This window comes from Kitasatospora sp. NPDC053057, from assembly GCF_044546945.1.
Classification (GTDB): Bacteria; Actinomycetota; Actinomycetes; order Streptomycetales; family Streptomycetaceae; genus Kitasatospora.
In genome coordinates this window covers 219236-234590 of record NZ_JBITZP010000009.1, presented here as the reverse complement: position 1 = coordinate 234590, position 15355 = coordinate 219236, and the positions used below count along the sequence as shown (strand labels likewise).

General features: G+C 71.4%; 13 protein-coding genes and 2 pseudogenes. 5 read left to right on the top strand and 10 right to left on the bottom strand.

Features of this window, described 5'->3' with window-relative positions:
• Positions 1-48 precede the first annotated feature (48 nt).
• The 4 genes and pseudogenes from ACIG5E_RS13390 to ACIG5E_RS13375 form a co-directional block, all read right to left on the bottom strand.
• Positions 49-786: a hypothetical protein gene (locus ACIG5E_RS13390; protein WP_396533531.1), complete on the bottom strand. Its 738-nt coding sequence runs from the start codon at positions 784-786 to the stop codon at positions 49-51.
• On the bottom strand, positions 770-1978 hold the full coding sequence (locus ACIG5E_RS13385) for a hypothetical protein (protein ID WP_396533530.1): 1209 nt from the start codon (positions 1976-1978) through the stop codon (positions 770-772). Before ACIG5E_RS13385 ends, ACIG5E_RS13390 begins: the two co-directional genes overlap by 17 nt.
• A gap of 74 nt (positions 1979-2052) precedes the next feature.
• A complete protein-coding gene (locus ACIG5E_RS13380; RefSeq protein WP_396533529.1) occupies positions 2053-2265 on the bottom strand; it encodes a DUF397 domain-containing protein in 213 nt (70 codons plus the stop codon).
• Positions 2266-2293: 28 nt separating this feature from the next.
• Positions 2294-2500, bottom strand: a pseudogene (locus tag ACIG5E_RS13375) (Scr1 family TA system antitoxin-like transcriptional regulator); the annotation flags it as partial.
• Positions 2501-2667: 167 nt separating this feature from the next.
• On the opposite strand from ACIG5E_RS13375, the gene ACIG5E_RS13370 reads away from it, so the two are divergent.
• A complete protein-coding gene (locus ACIG5E_RS13370; RefSeq protein WP_396533528.1) occupies positions 2668-2934 on the top strand; it encodes a hypothetical protein in 267 nt (88 codons plus the stop codon).
• A gap of 81 nt (positions 2935-3015) precedes the next feature.
• On the opposite strand, the gene ACIG5E_RS13365 is transcribed toward ACIG5E_RS13370, so the two are convergent.
• The 3 genes and pseudogenes from ACIG5E_RS13365 to ACIG5E_RS13355 form a co-directional block, all read right to left on the bottom strand.
• Entirely contained in the window at positions 3016-3366 is a 351-nt protein-coding gene (locus tag ACIG5E_RS13365; protein WP_396533527.1) for a hypothetical protein, read from the bottom strand.
• A 43-nt stretch (positions 3367-3409) separates the two neighbouring features.
• Positions 3410-3607, bottom strand: a pseudogene (locus ACIG5E_RS13360) (winged helix-turn-helix transcriptional regulator); the annotation flags it as partial.
• An 88-nt stretch (positions 3608-3695) separates the two neighbouring features.
• Positions 3696-4643, bottom strand: a complete 948-nt coding sequence (locus ACIG5E_RS13355; RefSeq protein ID WP_396533526.1) for a hypothetical protein — start codon at positions 4641-4643, stop codon at positions 3696-3698.
• Between the two features lie 347 nt (positions 4644-4990).
• Between ACIG5E_RS13355 and ACIG5E_RS13350 the strand changes: the two genes are divergently transcribed.
• From ACIG5E_RS13350 to ACIG5E_RS13335, 4 genes are all read left to right on the top strand, one after another.
• Positions 4991-7237 carry a heavy metal translocating P-type ATPase gene (locus tag ACIG5E_RS13350; RefSeq protein WP_396533525.1) on the top strand — a complete coding sequence of 749 codons (2247 nt, stop codon included), beginning with the start codon at positions 4991-4993 and terminating at the stop codon, positions 7235-7237.
• Positions 7238-7599: 362 nt separating this feature from the next.
• Entirely contained in the window at positions 7600-8664 is a 1065-nt protein-coding gene (locus ACIG5E_RS13345) for an iron ABC transporter substrate-binding protein (protein WP_396533524.1), read from the top strand.
• Positions 8661-10199, top strand: a complete 1539-nt coding sequence (locus tag ACIG5E_RS13340) for an ABC transporter permease (protein ID WP_396533523.1) — start codon at positions 8661-8663, stop codon at positions 10197-10199. The genes ACIG5E_RS13345 and ACIG5E_RS13340 overlap by 4 nt, the downstream gene beginning before the upstream one ends.
• Positions 10196-11230: an ABC transporter ATP-binding protein gene (locus ACIG5E_RS13335; RefSeq protein WP_396533522.1), complete on the top strand. Its 1035-nt coding sequence runs from the start codon at positions 10196-10198 to the stop codon at positions 11228-11230. The genes ACIG5E_RS13340 and ACIG5E_RS13335 overlap by 4 nt, the downstream gene beginning before the upstream one ends.
• A gap of 16 nt (positions 11231-11246) precedes the next feature.
• On the opposite strand, the gene ACIG5E_RS13330 is transcribed toward ACIG5E_RS13335, so the two are convergent.
• The 3 genes from ACIG5E_RS13330 to tnpB form a co-directional block, all read right to left on the bottom strand.
• Positions 11247-11627, bottom strand: a complete 381-nt coding sequence (locus ACIG5E_RS13330; RefSeq protein WP_396533521.1) for a VOC family protein — start codon at positions 11625-11627, stop codon at positions 11247-11249.
• Between the two features lie 130 nt (positions 11628-11757).
• On the bottom strand, positions 11758-13548 hold the full coding sequence (locus tag ACIG5E_RS13325) for a serine/threonine protein kinase (RefSeq protein WP_396533520.1): 1791 nt from the start codon (positions 13546-13548) through the stop codon (positions 11758-11760).
• 71 nt (positions 13549-13619) lie between these two features.
• Positions 13620-15065 carry an IS607 family element RNA-guided endonuclease TnpB gene (gene tnpB, locus ACIG5E_RS13320; protein WP_396533519.1) on the bottom strand — a complete coding sequence of 482 codons (1446 nt, stop codon included), beginning with the start codon at positions 15063-15065 and terminating at the stop codon, positions 13620-13622.
• Positions 15066-15355 lie beyond the last annotated feature (290 nt).

Sequence of the window (15355 nt, the reverse complement as noted above, 5' to 3'; positions counted from 1 at the left end):
GCGGCCGACAGATCCAAACCAGGACACCACGGTCCGTTCTCGCGCGGGTCAGGCCACGGCCCGGGACAGCACCCGTCGATTCTCACAGTTCTCGCGGCGCCGTAGTTGGTAGAACTCGCGCCGCTGCTCATCGTCGGCCGTCGTGAGGCGGGCACCCTGCGGGAGGTACGGGTGTCCGTCGCGAAATCGCACGAGGGTCTTCGACGTTCGGAAGGTCACGCCCAGCCAGAGGTTGTCCGCCGCCGGGACAGGCTTGTCCAGGACGATCTTGTGCCGGAGCCGCCGGTTCGAACCGACGGAGAACGCGACGAAGCTGTTGTGGGTGAGGGGGATCTCGAACCTCTCGCCGTCCGATCCCTTCGATTCGACGATCAGCTTCCTCGGCGGGCCCGCTTCGGGATCCCGATAGCAGGAGAGGACGGCGATGAACGACTCGTCGGCCAGATCGAGGGCCTGGTCGGAATGGCTGCCCATGGTCGTGTAGGCGTTCGTGTAGCTCTCGAAGAGGGCGTTGTTGAAGGCGAGGGGAAGACCGGCGCGTTGCTGGATCTGCTGGGCCAGGCATTCGTGTATCGGGCGGAAGTGCTGTGCCGGATTGGCGTATTGGCTGGTGGTGCGGACGAGGGGTACGCCGCCCGTCTCGTCGGGTTTGGTGAGCGTGGTGCCCCGGCGTCCTTTCCCGAGGTCTTCCAGGCGGGCCGACGCGGCCAGCTCCGCGAAGAGGTCCTGATCGGTGGGCAGGGCGTAGGAGAGGACCTGGTCCGAGATGCTAGGCGCGGGGGGCAAGGTAGTCTCCCGTGTTCATGCTGAAGAGGAAGTCGTTGCCGTAGTCGATGAAGGACGAGCTCCTGTTCTCCTCGGCGTACCGCCTGCGCAGCTCGTCCATGCCGGCCTGTGTGGGCGGTTCCAGTCGCACCAGGTTTCCGGCTGATGTGAGGAACGTCCGGCCGTCCTTGTGCACGGCCTCGGTGTTCGAGCAGCGCACCACGTAGCCCAGGCGGGTCGGGAGCAGCTCGGCGTCCAGCGCTGAAGGCCGGATCTCGTGCGTGTAGAGGCGGTTGGTGGACAGCGGCATGAAGAACACGGAGCCGGGATAGAGGGTCAGGGTGAACTGCGAGGGGAGCGAGTCCCCGTGGCTTTCCCGGGCCGACTCTTTGAGGCGGAACTGGAGTCTGGTCAGCCCGCTGGACTTCTTCGCGCCGTAGTCGAAGGGGTCATCGGCCAGGGGCTGGAGCTCGTCGAGGTCGTCGTAGAAGGTGCAGAAGGCCATGATGCCGTTGGCGGGCATGTCCTTGGTCTTGTCGGCGTGGGCCGAGATCTTGGCCTTGGACTGCTTGCGCTCGGGCGTGGCAAGGGTGTTGTGGTAGGTCTGGGCGAGGACGTGGTTCAGCGGTGCGTGGCCCCGGAAGACGGTGGCGGCCTCGCGGTTCAGGGCGTCGACGATGTCCGTGTCGGTCGGACCGAAGTTCTCGGTCGGGCCGGAGAGGTTGGTGGAGCAGCGGAGCAGGTGGAAGTGCAGTTCGTCGCCGGTGCGGGTGACGGGCGTGAGGTAGATCCCGCTGCGGTGGGCCGACCCGGGCTTGGTGGACTCCGTCAGGGACTGGAAGGTGTGCTCGGCACGGATCCGTCCGAAGTGGTCGGCGTCGAGTTCGAAGAAGCGGCGGTAGTAGACGCCGACGCCGTGCACGCGGATGGGCACTCGGCCGAGGCCGACGAGGGGCCAGGGGGCGTCGGCGTGGTTCTGTGAAAGCTCCCGGACGACGAACACGCGGGCTGCCGTGTGGAGTTGCAGGGCGGCGATCCCGGATATGTCGCCACACAGGTAGACGGTCTTCTGCGCGAGGTCGGGCGAGCCGGAGGCGAGGTCCTCCGGCGTGATGGTGGCCCCGAAGAAGTCGATGTGTTGCACCGTCGAAGGTGCAACCAGGATGTTGCCCGCATCCTCGATGCGGGCTTCGGTGAGGTCTGCTGTGTACATCGAGTGCTACCTGCCGTTCGCTGCCTTGGAGTTGCGCGAGAAGTCGGGCGGGCCGACTTCTCGCGCAGGCATGTTCAGGTGGTGGGGAGTTCGCCGGTCTTGATGGCGGAGACGAAGGCCGTCCACGCGTCGGCGGGGAAGGCCAGAGTGGGACCCTGAGGGTCCTTCGAGTCCCGGACGGCCATGTTCCCGCCGCTGACGACGAGCCTGGTCTCTATGCAGTCGTTCGCCTGTGCGCTGTAGCTACTCTTGTACCACTCACGAGTGGAGATCTCCGGCATGGTCATCTGCTCACCCTCTTGTCTGATCTCGTACTCACGATTCCGACGTGATGGCGTTGATCATATCGATCGACTGGGCCGGGTTCAGGGCCGATGAGCGCAGGTAGTCGAAGACGAGTCCGTAGCCGTCGAGTTCTGCTTCCTGCTCCAGGTAGTGGCTGCTGGTCAGCGTTTCCAGCGCTACCGCGCCTGAAGCCGACGAGTCTGTGAACCCAAGCATCACGAACCCGCCGCATGCTCCGGCGGTGGCGCCGACCTACGAGTTCTCGTGGTGGCTGCCCAGGCACCACAAGTCCGCACCGGCCGTGGGCTCTGGCTCGTCTCCCGGCTGGCGTCCGACTGGGGCTGCCGCCCGCGTCCCGGCGGCATCGGCAAGGTGATGTGGGCGCTGATCGAAGGGGGCGCGCAGTGACTGCCGAACTCCCCTTCCCTGTCAGCGTCGAGATCAAGGGCGTCACCAAGGCCGCCACCTTCACCAGGCTCACCGACGCCCTCGACGCCATCCGTACCAGCCTCGCCCGGCTCCCGCTCGACTCCGACCAGGCCTCCTACCTCGCCGATCTCTTCAGCGAGGCCTCCGCCGCCCGAATCGCCCACCAGCTGGTCGAGTTCGGCACCTCCGCCTGGAGCGCTGGCAGTACGAGGTCACGGCCGGTGGGCGCATCTGGTACCTGATCGACGATGCCAGCCGCATCGTCTGGATCACCTACGCGGGCGCCGGCCACCCCAAGGCCACGGACTGACCTGCGCCTGGGGTCATCCCGCTTCGAGGGCGTCGGCGCGGCGGGTCAGGTCCTCGGCGATGTCGTCCCAGTCGGGGCCGTGACAGTAGAGACTGTTGGCGGCCTCGCGCATCAGGGCTGGGTCGTCGGGGCGCTGGAGCAGGAGCAGCCGGTAGGCGAGGTTGCGGGCCCAGACCGGGAGGTGGCCGTCGACCAGGTGCGGGCAGAGGGTTCGCAGCATGTCCAGGATCTCGTCCGGGCCGGCGAAGGTCAGCCGCTCGGTGAAGTAGAACTCCTTGTGCTGCCACGACTGTTCGCACGCCGGTGTGGGTCCGTACTCGTCGCCCCAGAGGCAGCGGGCGAGGTCGGTCAGGGTGTTGTGCATGGCCCGGAGCCTACGGCTGCCGGTGGGATGTCAGCAGTCTGCCGAGTGTCCGCAGGGCCTGGGAGAGCATCCTCTCGCTGATGCCCCGGATGCTCTCGCGCAGCTCGTAGAACCGGAGGTCGTCGCTGCGCAGGGAGATCAGCACCCAGATGCCCCACCTGCTGGTCACGTGGTCGACCACCTCGCGGGCGGGGCAGTCGGTGTGAAGTACGTCATACGGGCCGACTGGGCCGCCCGCAATATCGCCGCGTTCCGCTGGCCGGACCGGCCAATGCAGGAAGGTGCCGGGCGATCCGCGTGGATCGCCCGGCACCTTCCGTACGGGCCGCTCAGTGCTGATGGTCGGCGGCCGGCTCCTGAGCCGGCTCGGCGGCGGGGTCGGCGGCGCCGTCGGCCGTCACGGTGAAGGCGGCGGTGTGGACGGTGTCCTGGTGCTGGAAGTCCAGGAAGAGCCGGTAGCTGCCGCCGCTGGGGGCGGTGGTGGTGAAGCCGATCTCGGGGCCCGGGGTGGTGGCGTCCGGGTGGACGTGGAGGTAGGCGAGGTCGCTGGCGCGCAGCGCGACCAGGTGGCCGTAGGCGCCCAGGTAGGGCTGGAGGTCGGTGACGGGGGCGCCGTCCTTGCTGACGTTCAGGGTGAGGTGGTTGCTGCGGCCGGAGGTGAGGTCGCCGCCGAGGGTGACGGTGTAGCCGTCGACGGTGACGGTCCGTCCGGTCTCGGGCAGCGGGGCGGGGCGCAGGTCGCCCGCGGCGTGGAGGTCGGCGCCGAGGGTGAGGCCCTCGGCGGCGCCGGCCGGGGTGAAGTCGGCGAAGACCCGGTACTCCCCGGCGGCGGGGACGGCGGCGGGGGCGCTCCAGGTGCCGTCGGCGGCGAGGGTCGGGTGCAGGTGCTGGAAGGTGGATAGGTCGCGCGGGGCGACGATCAGGTGGAGTTCCTTCTCGTGCTGCTGCTGGTAGGTGGTGACGGGCTTGCCGTCCGCGCCGAGGATGCGGAACTTCAGGTCGGTGGGGGAGCCGGCGGTGACGAAGGGGTCGTCGACGCTCAGGGTGTAGCCGCGTTCGGAGATCTGCAGCCCGCCGGGCAGGTGCTCGCCGGCTGCCCCGCCTCCGGTGTCGTGCCCGGTGTGCTCGCCTGCGGGGGCGGCGGCGGTGTGCACCGCGTGAGCGGCGGCGGGCTCGGGGGCCGGGTCGCTGCCGGTGGCGTGGCCGACGCCGAGGGCGAGGCCGAAGGCGGCGGCGAGGCCGGCGGTGAAGGCGGTGATGCGCAGCGCGGTGTTCATCGCGGTCTCCTTGGGCGATCGGGGTGAGGGGGCTCAGGCCCGCATCAGGTGGGCGATGGCCTGCGAGGCCTTGGCGACCTTGGCGTCGGCCTCGGCGCCGCCACCGGCGATGGCGTCCTGGACGCAGTGCGCGGTGGCGTGTCGAGCAGGTGAAGTGAATACCCCATGGGGGTATCAAGTCAAGGCGGGTCGCCGACTTGGGAAAATACCACCAGGGGGTATAGCCGAAAGCTTGCCACTCCTACCCCCCAGGGGTATAACTGATCCCGGCGCCGCCAGATACCCCCCATGGGTATGGCGGTCCGGCCGAACACGCCTCGAAGTACCGACTGTCACGAGGAGCAACGATGACCACGCAGGCACCCGCCTCCACGGAGGTGGAACTCTCGATCGGCGGAATGACGTGCGCCTCGTGCGCGGCCCGCATCGAGAAGAAGCTCAACCGGATGGACGGCGTCTCGGCCAGCGTCAACTACGCCACCGAGAAGGCGAAGGTCACCTTCGAGGGCGAGGTGGAGGTCGCCGACCTGATCGCCACCGTCGAGGCCACCGGCTACACCGCCGCCCTGCCCAAGCCCCCGGCCACCGGGGGCAGCCAGGATGCCGACCAGGCCGAGCCCGCCGACGAGCTGGCCCCGCTGCGCCAGCGGCTGTTCACCGCGCTGGCCCTGGCCGTCCCGGTGATCGCGATGGCGATGGTGCCGGCCCTGCAGTTCGACAACTGGCAGTGGCTCTCGCTGACCCTCGCCGCCCCGGTCGTCACCTACGCCGCCTGGCCGTTCCACAAGGCCGCGTTCACCAACGCCCGGCACGGCGCCGCGACGATGGACACCTTGGTCTCGCTCGGTACGGGCGCCGCGTTCCTGTGGTCGCTGTGGGCGCTGTTCTTCGGCGACGCCGGAATGCCGGGCATGCGGCACGGCTTCGAGTTCACCATCGCCCGCAGCGACGGCGCCTCCAACATCTACCTGGAGGCGGCGGCCGGCGTCACCGCCTTCATCCTGGCCGGGCGCTACTTCGAGGCCCGCTCCAAGCGCACCGCCGGTGCCGCTCTCAAGGCGCTGCTGGAACTGGGCGCCAAGGACGTGGCGGTGCTGCGCGGCGGAGCCGAGGTGCGGATCCCGATCGCCGAACTCGCCGTGGGCGACCGCTTCGTGGTGCGACCCGGCGAGAAGATCGCGGCCGACGGCACCGTGGTCGAGGGCGCCTCGGCCGTCGACGCCTCGATGCTGACCGGCGAGTCGGTGCCGGTCGAGGTCGGGGTCGGCGACAACGTCACCGGTGCCACCGTCAACGCGGGCGGCCGGCTGGTCGTCGAGGCGACCCGGGTCGGCGCGGACACCCAGCTCGCCCGGATGGCCAGGCTGGTCGAGGATGCGCAGAACGGCAAGGCCGCCGCCCAGCGCCTCGCCGACCGGATCTCCGCCGTCTTCGTGCCGATCGTCATCACCCTCGCCGTCGCCACCCTCGGCTACTGGCTGGGCACCGGAGAGGGCTGGACCGCCGCCTTCACGGCAGCGGTGGCCGTACTGATCATCGCCTGCCCCTGCGCCCTCGGCCTGGCCACCCCGACCGCGCTGCTGGTCGGCACCGGCCGCGGCGCCCAGCTGGGCGTGCTGATCAAGGGCCCCGAGGTGCTGGAGTCCACCCGCAGGGTCGACACCATCGTCCTGGACAAGACCGGCACCGTCACCACCGGCCAGATGACCCTGCTCGCCGTGCACACCGTCGAGGGCGTCACCGAGGCCGAGGCGCTGCGCCTGGCCGGCGCCCTGGAGCACGCCTCCGAGCACCCGATCGCCCGGGCGATCGCCACCGCCGCCGCCAAGGCCGGCGAACTGCCCGCCGTCGAGGGCTTCGAGAACGTGCCTGGCCTGGGCGTCCAGGGTGTGGTGGACGGCCACGCGGTGGTAGCCGGCCGCGAGGCGCTGCTCAACGAGTGGTCGCAGTACCTGCCGGAGCCCCTGGCCGAGGCCAAGCGCAAGGCCGAGTCGGCGGGCCGTACCGTGATCGCGGTCGGCTGGGACGGCGAGGCGCGGGCCGTGCTGGAGGTCGCCGACGCGGTCAAGCCGACCAGTGCGGAGGCCATCGCCAAGCTGCGCGCCCTGGGCCTGACCCCGGTGCTGCTCACCGGTGACAACAAGCTGGTCGCCGAGGCGGTCGCCGCCGAGGTCGGCATCAAGCCGGAGCACGTGATCGCCGAGGTCATGCCGCAGGACAAGGTCGACACCGTCAAGCGGCTGCAGGCCGAGGGCAAGGTCGTGGCGATGGTCGGCGACGGCGTCAACGACGCGGCCGCGCTCGCCCAGGCCGACCTGGGCCTGGCGATGGGGACCGGTACGGACGCCGCGATCGAGGCCGGCGACCTGACCCTGGTCCGCGGTGACCTGCTGGCCGCGGCGGACGCCATCCGGCTCTCCCGCAGGACCCTCGGCACCATCAAGAGCAACCTGTTCTGGGCGTTCGGCTACAACGTCGCCGCCCTGCCGCTGGCGGCGGCCGGGCTGCTCAACCCGATGATCGCGGGGGCGGCCATGGCCTTCTCCTCGGTCTTCGTGGTCGGCAACAGCCTGCGGCTGCGCCGCTTCCGCTGAGCCGGCCCCCGCTGAGCCGGCCCCCGCCGAACCGCTCCTCCCGCCGGGCCGAGGCCCCGGAACCGACACCGGTTCCGGGGCCCCGCCGCGTCCCGGCCCATCCGGCGACCGTCACGCACCGTAGTGGAGAGTGCTGAAGCCGAGGCAGACCGCTTCATCCCGTTCTGACCCGCACTTGGCGGGCGTTTTGCCTGTACTTGGGGCAGCGCTCACCGAAGTCCTACCCCATCGCGACCGGACCGAGATGTGACGCTCCGAAACTTGTTAGGCAAGCCTTTCCTGCCCTAGGTTCTCGTGCCGTCAGGCCGGTGCCCTGCGGCTGGTCCGTACGGCCGAACCCGCTTCCATGGAGGACCCTCACCATGCCCGGAACCGTCCGGCCCCTCGCGGCCCTGTCCCTCCTCGCCGCCTGCGCGCTCGCCCTCACCGCGTGCGGCAGCTCGGGCGGCAGTGCGGACAGTGCGTCCCCCGCGGCCTCCGGCACCGCGCTGGCCGGCCAGACCATCACGGTCTACAGCGGCCAGCACGAACAGACCGTCAAGGCCCTGACCGAGGACTTCACCAAGCGCACCGGCATCAAGGTCGAGCTGCGCTCCGGGGACGAAGCCGAGCTGGCCAACCAGATCCTCCAGGAGGGCGACGCCTCCCCGGCCGACGTCTTCTACGCCGAGAACCCGCCCGCGCTCACCGTCCTCGGCGACAAGGGCCTGCTCGCCAAGGTCGCCCCCGACACCCTCAAGTCCATACCTGCCAACGACAGTTCGGGCCGGGGCGACTGGGTCGGCGTCTCCGCCCGGACCTCCGCCTTCCTGGCCGGCACCGGCAAGGCCGCCGACACCGCGCCGCCCGCCTCCGTGCTCGACCTCGCTAAGCCCGAGTGGAAGGGCCGCCTCGGCATCGCCCCCAGCGAGACCGACTTCGCCCCGGTCGTCACCCAGGTCCTCAAGGTCAAGGGCGAGGACGCCGCCAAGCAGTGGCTCAAGGGCCTCAAGGACAACGCCAAGGTCTACGACAGCAACGAGACCCTCTCCGCCGCCATCAACAGCGGCGAGGTCGAGGGCGGCGTCATCGACCACTACTACTTCTACCGGATGCGTGACGAGAAGGGCGCCGCCGGAACCCACGCGACCCTGCACTACTTCCCCAAGGGCGACCCGGGCTCGCTGGTCGACGTCTCCGGTGCCGCCGTCCTCAAGCACGGCAAGCACCAGGCCGCCGCCCAGGCCTTCCTCGGCTACCTCGCCTCCGCCCCCGCCCAGACCGTCATCGCCGGCTCGGCCAGCTACGAGTACCCGCTGGTCACCGGCGTGCAGGGCAAGCCCGAACTGCCCGCCCTGGACACCATCGGCACCGTCGCCGACCCGGCCCAGCTCGGCGACGGCAAGCAGGCCCTGGCCCTGCTCCAGGACGCCGGTCTGCTCCAGTGACGACTCCCGTGCAGGGGCGGCGGTGGCGGGCCACCGGTCTGCTCGCCCTCGTCGCCGTCGCCGTCGTCGCGGTGGTCGCCTCGCCGCTCGGCTTCGTCATCGCCCAGGCCGCGCAGGCCGGTTGGGACCAGACCCAGCGGCTCCTCGGCCGCCCGCTGATCGCCACCCTGCTCTGGCACACCCTCAGCCTGGCCGCCGCCGTCACCCTCGCCACCGCCGTCCTCGGCTTCGGCGCCGCCTACCTGGTCGAACGCACCACCCTGCCCGGGCGCCGCGCCTGGACCGTCGCGCTCGCCCTGCCGCTCGCCGTACCGGAATTCGTCCGCGGCTACTCCTGGGTCTCGCTGTTCCGCTCCGTCCACGGCTACTGGGGCGCGGTGCTGGTGATGACCTGCTCGCTCTACCCCCTGGTCTTCCTCCCGGTTGCCGCCGCCCTGCGGCACGGCGACGCCGCCGCCGAGGAGGTCTCCCGCTCCCTCGGCCGCGGCCGCCTCGCCACCCTGTGGCGGGTCACCCTCCCGCTCACCCGGCCCGCACTCGCCGGCGGCGTGCTGCTCGTCTCGCTCTACCTGCTCGGCGAGTACGGCGCCTTCGCGATGCTGCGCTACACCACCTTCGCCACCGCCGTGTTCACCCAGTACAAGCTCGGCTTCGACGCGGCCTCCGCCTCCCTGCTCACCCTGGTGCTGGTCGCGCTCGCCCTGCTGCTGGTCACCCTGGAGGCCTGGGCCGGCCGCCAGGCGCGCGTCACCCGGCACGGCGCCCTCGCCCGCCCCGCAGCGCCCGTACGCCTGCGCGGCTGGACCGTCCCGGCACTCGTCGCGCTCGCCGCGCTGGTCGGCGTCTCGCTCGGGGTGCCGCTGTACGCGCTCACGTACTGGCTGATCAAGGGCAGCTCCACCACCCTGCCCTCCGCCTCCGTCCTCGGCGCCACCCTGGCCACCCTCGGGTACGCGCTCGGCGCGGCCGTCGTCGCCACCCTCGCCGCCGTTCCGGTCGCCCTGTACGGCTGGCGACGCGGCACCCGGCCGGCCCGAGCCGTCGAGCGGGTCGCCTACCTCACCCGGGCGCTGCCCGGCATCGCGGTCGCCCTCTCGGTGGTCTTCTTCGCCGTCCGCTGGGCCCAACCCCTGTACCAGCAGCCGCCGATGCTCATCCTCGGATACGTCCTGCTGTTCTTCCCGCTGGCGCTGACCGCCGTGCGCGCCGCCCTCGCCCAGGTGCCGCCCGGCGTCGAGGAGGCCGCCCGCTCGCTCGGCACCCGGCCGCTCGCCGTCCTCGGCCGGATCACCCTCCCGCTGGTGCTGCCCGGCCTCGGCGCCGCCGTCGCCATGGTCGGCCTCACCGCCTCCACCGAACTCACCGCCACCCTGCTGCTGCGCCCCACCGGCACCCAGACCCTGGCCACCCAGTTCTGGGTCTACACCAGCGGTCTCGCCTACGGGGCGGCGGCGCCGTACGCGGCGCTGATGGTGGCGCTGTCCGTGCCGTCCGTCCTCCTGCTGACCCGCCGTAGCCTTGGGAGCACCCCGTGACCGGACTGTCCGTCGTCGATCTGCACGCCGCCCACGGGCGCAGCCCCGTCCTGCACGGCATCGACCTGCACGTTCCGGACGGCGCCCTCGCCTGTGTCCTCGGCCCCTCCGGCTGCGGCAAGTCCACCCTGCTGCGAGTACTCGCGGGCTTCCACCCGGCCGCCGCCGGGCAGGTGGAGCTCCACGGCCGCGTCCTGGACGACGGCCGCAGCCGGCTCGCCGCCGAACACCGGGGCATCGGCCTCGTCCCCCAGGACGGCGCGCTCTTCCCGCACCTGAGCGTCGCCGCCAACATCGGCTTCGGTCTGCCGCGCTCCCAGCGCCGCGCCCGGGTCGGCGAACTGCTCGACCTGGTCGGCCTGCCCGGCCTCGGCGAACGCCGACCGCACCAGCTATCCGGCGGCCAGCAGCAACGCGTCGCCCTCGCCCGGGCGTTGGCGCCCCGGCCCCGACTCCTGCTGCTCGACGAACCCTTCGCCGCCCTCGACGCCGCCCTGCGCGCCGAACTGCGCCGCGAAGTCGCCGCCACGCTACGGCAGTCCGGCACCACGGCGGTCCTCGTCACCCACGACCAGGACGAGGCCCTCTCCTTCGCCGACACCATCGCCGTCCTGCGCGACGGCCGGATCGCCCAGTCCGGCACGCCGGACGAGCTCTACCACCGCCCGGCGGACGCCGCCGTCGCCACCGTTCTGGGCGAGGCCAACCTGATCCCCGTGAAGGTTGACGGAGCCGAGGCCCTGACCCCCTTCGGCCCCCTCCCGCCGGCCACCCCCGCGCCCGCCCCCGGAAGCGCGCTCGCCCTGCTCCGTCCCGGCCAACTCCGGCTCACCGCCGAACCGGTGGCGGGCGCCGCCCCGGCCAAGGTGATCGGCAGCGACTTCCGCGGCCACGACCACCGCGTCGAACTCCGCCCCGAAGCCGCCGGACTTCCGGACGTGCTGATCGTCTCCGCGGACCGCCCGTGGCCGGTCGGCAGCGAGGCCCACGTGAGCGCGCTCGGCCCGGTCCACCTGCTGCCGGAGGCCTGACCGGGGGCGGAATCCGTCAGAGCGGGCGGAGACGGGCCTTGAGCAGGCAGAACTCGTTGCCCTCGGGGTCCGCGAGGACGTGCCAGGACTCCTCGCCGGTCTGGCCGATGTCGGCCGGGCGCGCGCCGAGCGCCAGCAGGCGTTCGAGCTCGGCCTCCTGGTCGCGGTCGGTGGCGTTGACGTCGATGTGCAGCCGGGACTTGCCCTGCTCCGGTTCGTCCCGGCGGCTGAGGAAGATCGTCGGCTGCGCGCCGCCGAAGCCCTCGCGCGGCCCGATCTCGATGCTGCCGTCCTCCTCGCGGCCGAGCACCACGAAGTCCAGGACCTCGCACCAGAACCGGGCCAGCACCTCGGGTTCGCGGCAACCGAGGACGAGCTCACCGATGCGACATGCCATGGGGCGGAACCTACTCTCAACTGGGGAACTGCCGGTGCGGCCGCGAGAGACCGTACCGGTCGCAGGGGGCGGGCGCGAAGGGTTTTCCGGGGCGTGTCCCCGTCCTACGTCCCCGTCCTAAGCCTCCGTCCTACGCCTCCTCCGGGAGCTCCACCGCCTGCCAGCGGTAGGCCGCGTCCTCCTGCCACACCTGCAACTCGCCCTCCACGACCGCCGCCAGGCACAGCCGCCAGTCGTCCCCCATGGTGAGCGCGACCCGGGTGGCCGGGCGCAGGGTGGGCCGCCACCAGCGCGGTCGACGGGAGGCACCGCCGGCCGGGAGCCGCAGCCGTACGCCGCCCGCGCCGGCCAGGGCGATGGTGGGCCCGCCGCGGTGGCCGACCATGGCGATGCCGAGGGCGGGTTCGCCGTCGCCGATCTCCGTGCCGGTGCCGGGGGCGCCGAGGGTGTGGAGCTGGACGGAGCCGTCCGCGCGCAGGGTGGCGGCCTGGGGGCCGACGGAGGCGCGGGCGAGTGCCCCGGCGCGCAGGGTGCCGGGCGGGCCGAGCGGGACGGGCGGTTCGCCGGAGCCGGGCCGCCAGCTGAGCACCCGTTCGCGGTGCTCGACCAGGAGCAGCCAGGCGCCGGGACGTTCCTCCTCGGCGGCGAGCACCCGGTCGGCGGGGCAGCCGGGGTGTTCCTGGCCGGTGAGGGTGAGGCCGGGGGCCCAGCGGTAGGAGCGCAGGGTGCCTGCGGCGGCGGTCCACACCGTGAGTTCCCCGGCCGCGCCGACGGCCCCGGCGAGGCCGCTGACCCCGCGGGCCGCCTCCCACCAGCCGGCCGCGGTGCCGACCCAGAGAGTGCCGGAGCGATCCTCGGCGCAGACCACCAGCTCGCCCTGGCGTCCGGCCCAGCCCGCCGCCAACTCCCGGACGGCTCCCGGGCCCTGGCCGGCGGGCAGCCGGTGGCCGGTGCGTCCGGGGCCGGCCAGCGCGGTGCCGTCGGCGCCGCCGGTGACCAGCAGCGGCCGGCCGGCCCGGTCGGGCAGCACGGCCAGGCCCGCGGTGCGCGCCACCGGGCGGTGGGCGCGCAGGAGTTCGCGGCCCCGGGCGGCCCAGGGGCCGAGCGGGGCGGGGCGGCGGTCGGGCTCGCGGGCGAGCGGTTCGCAGGCCCAGCGGGCGAGTTCCTCGCCGTAGCCGGCGGCCAGCAGTTCGGCGCGGGCCTGTTCGGCGGCGAGCCGGTGGTCGAGGCGGCCGTGGTCGGGCAGCAGCAGGGTGCGGGCGAGGGTGCCGACCGCGAACAGGTCCTTGGCGGTGGTCGGGAAGCCGCCGACCTGTTCGGCCTCGGGCGGGACGTGGCCGGGGGTGAACACCGCGACGGTGAGGGTGTGGTCGAGCGGGGCGAGGAAGGTCAGGTCGATCAGTTTGACCAGGCCCTGGGCGTCGACCAGGACGTTGGCGGGGGAGATGTCGCGGTGCACCCAGCGCTTGCGGTGCAGCTCGTCGACGATCCGGCAGAGCCGGGCCAGTACTTCGGCCACCGCCGCCGGTCCGCCGCGCTGGCCGTGGGCCCAGGTGTGCAGTGGCACGCCCTCGACCCAGGGCGAGATCTGGTAGCCGAGCAGCCCGCCGGAGGGCACCGTGCCGGGCCGGTGGGGGGAGGGGCCGAGCAGGAAGGTGGGCACCACCAGGTCGGTGACGCCGAGCCGGTGGGCGTTGTGCGAGACGTCGTCCCAGCGGCCGAGCCAGCGCCGGACCTCGGACGGGTCCCGTTCCAGCATGATCTTCGCGGCGACGAGTTCCTTGATCCCGTTGTGCCCGGTGCGCACGGCCCGCCACACCTCGGCCTCGCCGCCCCGGTGGTGGAACTGCAGCAGCTCGTACTGTTCGGGGTCGAACTCGGGCCCGAAGCGGAGCCCGGGCACCCAACGAGACTCGGACACGCGACCGTTCCTGATTCTGTAGTCGAATATCAGCAATTCCGGCCTTTCGGCCGGAATGGTCCGTAACGGTGTCACCACAACGACAGTGCCGTGGTGTCCTGATGACGGTCTCGCGCTTCCTCCCGCTGTTGCGGGACTGCGCCACCTGCCCGCCCGCCCTTGGCCTTTCGGCTGTGGGTGGTGGCGCGGGTCTTCCGGTCGGCTCCACGCGGATTCGACGCTTGCGCGTCCGGGTCTCCGGCCACTCCGGTACCCGTGGTGCGGGCCGACGCGAGGTCGGCGAGGTTGCGGGCCGCATTCTCGTCCCGGTCGATGACCAGGTCGCAGGCGTCGCAGGTGAACACTCGAACGTGCAGCGGCAGCTTGGCTTTCACTGTCCTGCAGTTCGAGCAGGTCTTGGATGATGGATACCAGCGGTCCGCGACGATCACCGTGCCGCCAGCCCAGCGGGTCTTGTAGATGATCTGGCGGCGGATCTCCCCGAACCCGGCGTCCTGGATCCTTCGGGCCAGGCGGCGGTTCCTGAGCATTCCGGCTACGTTGAGGTCTTCGACCACGATCATGCCGTACTCGGTGGTGATGTCCGTGGTGAGCTTGTGCAGGGCGTCGGCGCGAAGATTCGCCACCCGGTGATGGACGCGGTTGCGTTCGGCGTTGGCGATCAGCCAGCGCTTGGACGGCTTCTGCCCCATGCGCCGGTCAGGGCCCTGGCGGCGCGAGACGCAGCGCGAGAGTCGCTTGAGCTTTTTGAGCGCGGTGTCGTAGTGCGCCGGGTTCGGCTCGTACCGGACTGCACCGGTGCTGTCGGCCATCACCGCCAGGCACTTCACACCCAGGTCCACGCCCACAGCAACATCGGGCCGCATCGCCGTCCGCTTGTTCTTCATGACCTCGACCTGGAAGGCGACGAACCAGCGGCCCCGCTCGTACCGCACGGTCGCCGACAGAATGCGAGCCGTGCCGTTGCCGATCCGCCGTTCAAGCTTGCGGGTGGACTCGTGGGTACGGATCGTCCCGAGCCGGGGAAGCGTCACGTGCCGCCGGTCCGCCACGACGCGGATGGCGCCGGTGGTGAACCGGCACGACAGTCGGGCCCTGTGCTTCGACTTTCGATGCGGCATCCCCACCAGCCTGCCCTTGCGGCGGCCACGCTTGGACTGCGCGTAGTTGTCGAACGCGGCGGCAGCGTTCGCCAGACCGGTCGAGTATGCCTCCTTCGAGTTCTCCTCCCACCAATCGGCGAACCGGGGATCGGTCTTCTTGACCTCGTTGAACACCTTCCGCAGAGCCGGCAACGACCACGGCCGCCACTCGGTCAGCTCGGCTTCGGGGATGTCGTAGGACTCCTCCGCCTTCCGCTGCCACCACGATGCCTCGACCCACGACACTGCCCAGTTGTACGCGGCGCGAGCCGCGCCGCAGTGAGATCGCAGCCGACCGTCCTGCTCGGCGTTCGGGTCCAGCGCGAAACGGTAGGCCTGGACCACGAAACCGGGACGCCCTTCGAACTTCCGCACGAAACCCCCAATCGAAGCCAGATCAGCAAGCGCCGGGACCATATCGGACAGTACTGACAAGCAGTCAAAATGTCTGAATCGCGGAGATTTTCCGAGAGAAGCAGCGGCGGTGCCCATCCTCATCGGCGCTTCCCGCCCCTGCTGATGCACTGCCCAGGATAGTCCGGGTTCCTGTTCGTCCGCCTGAGGGAGGGCCTATTCTGATGGGCACCCGAGCAACATCACGAAACAACGTCAACTCATGATCTTCCGAGGACTGTTGATCATGACGTGGGACGACTTCACAGCAC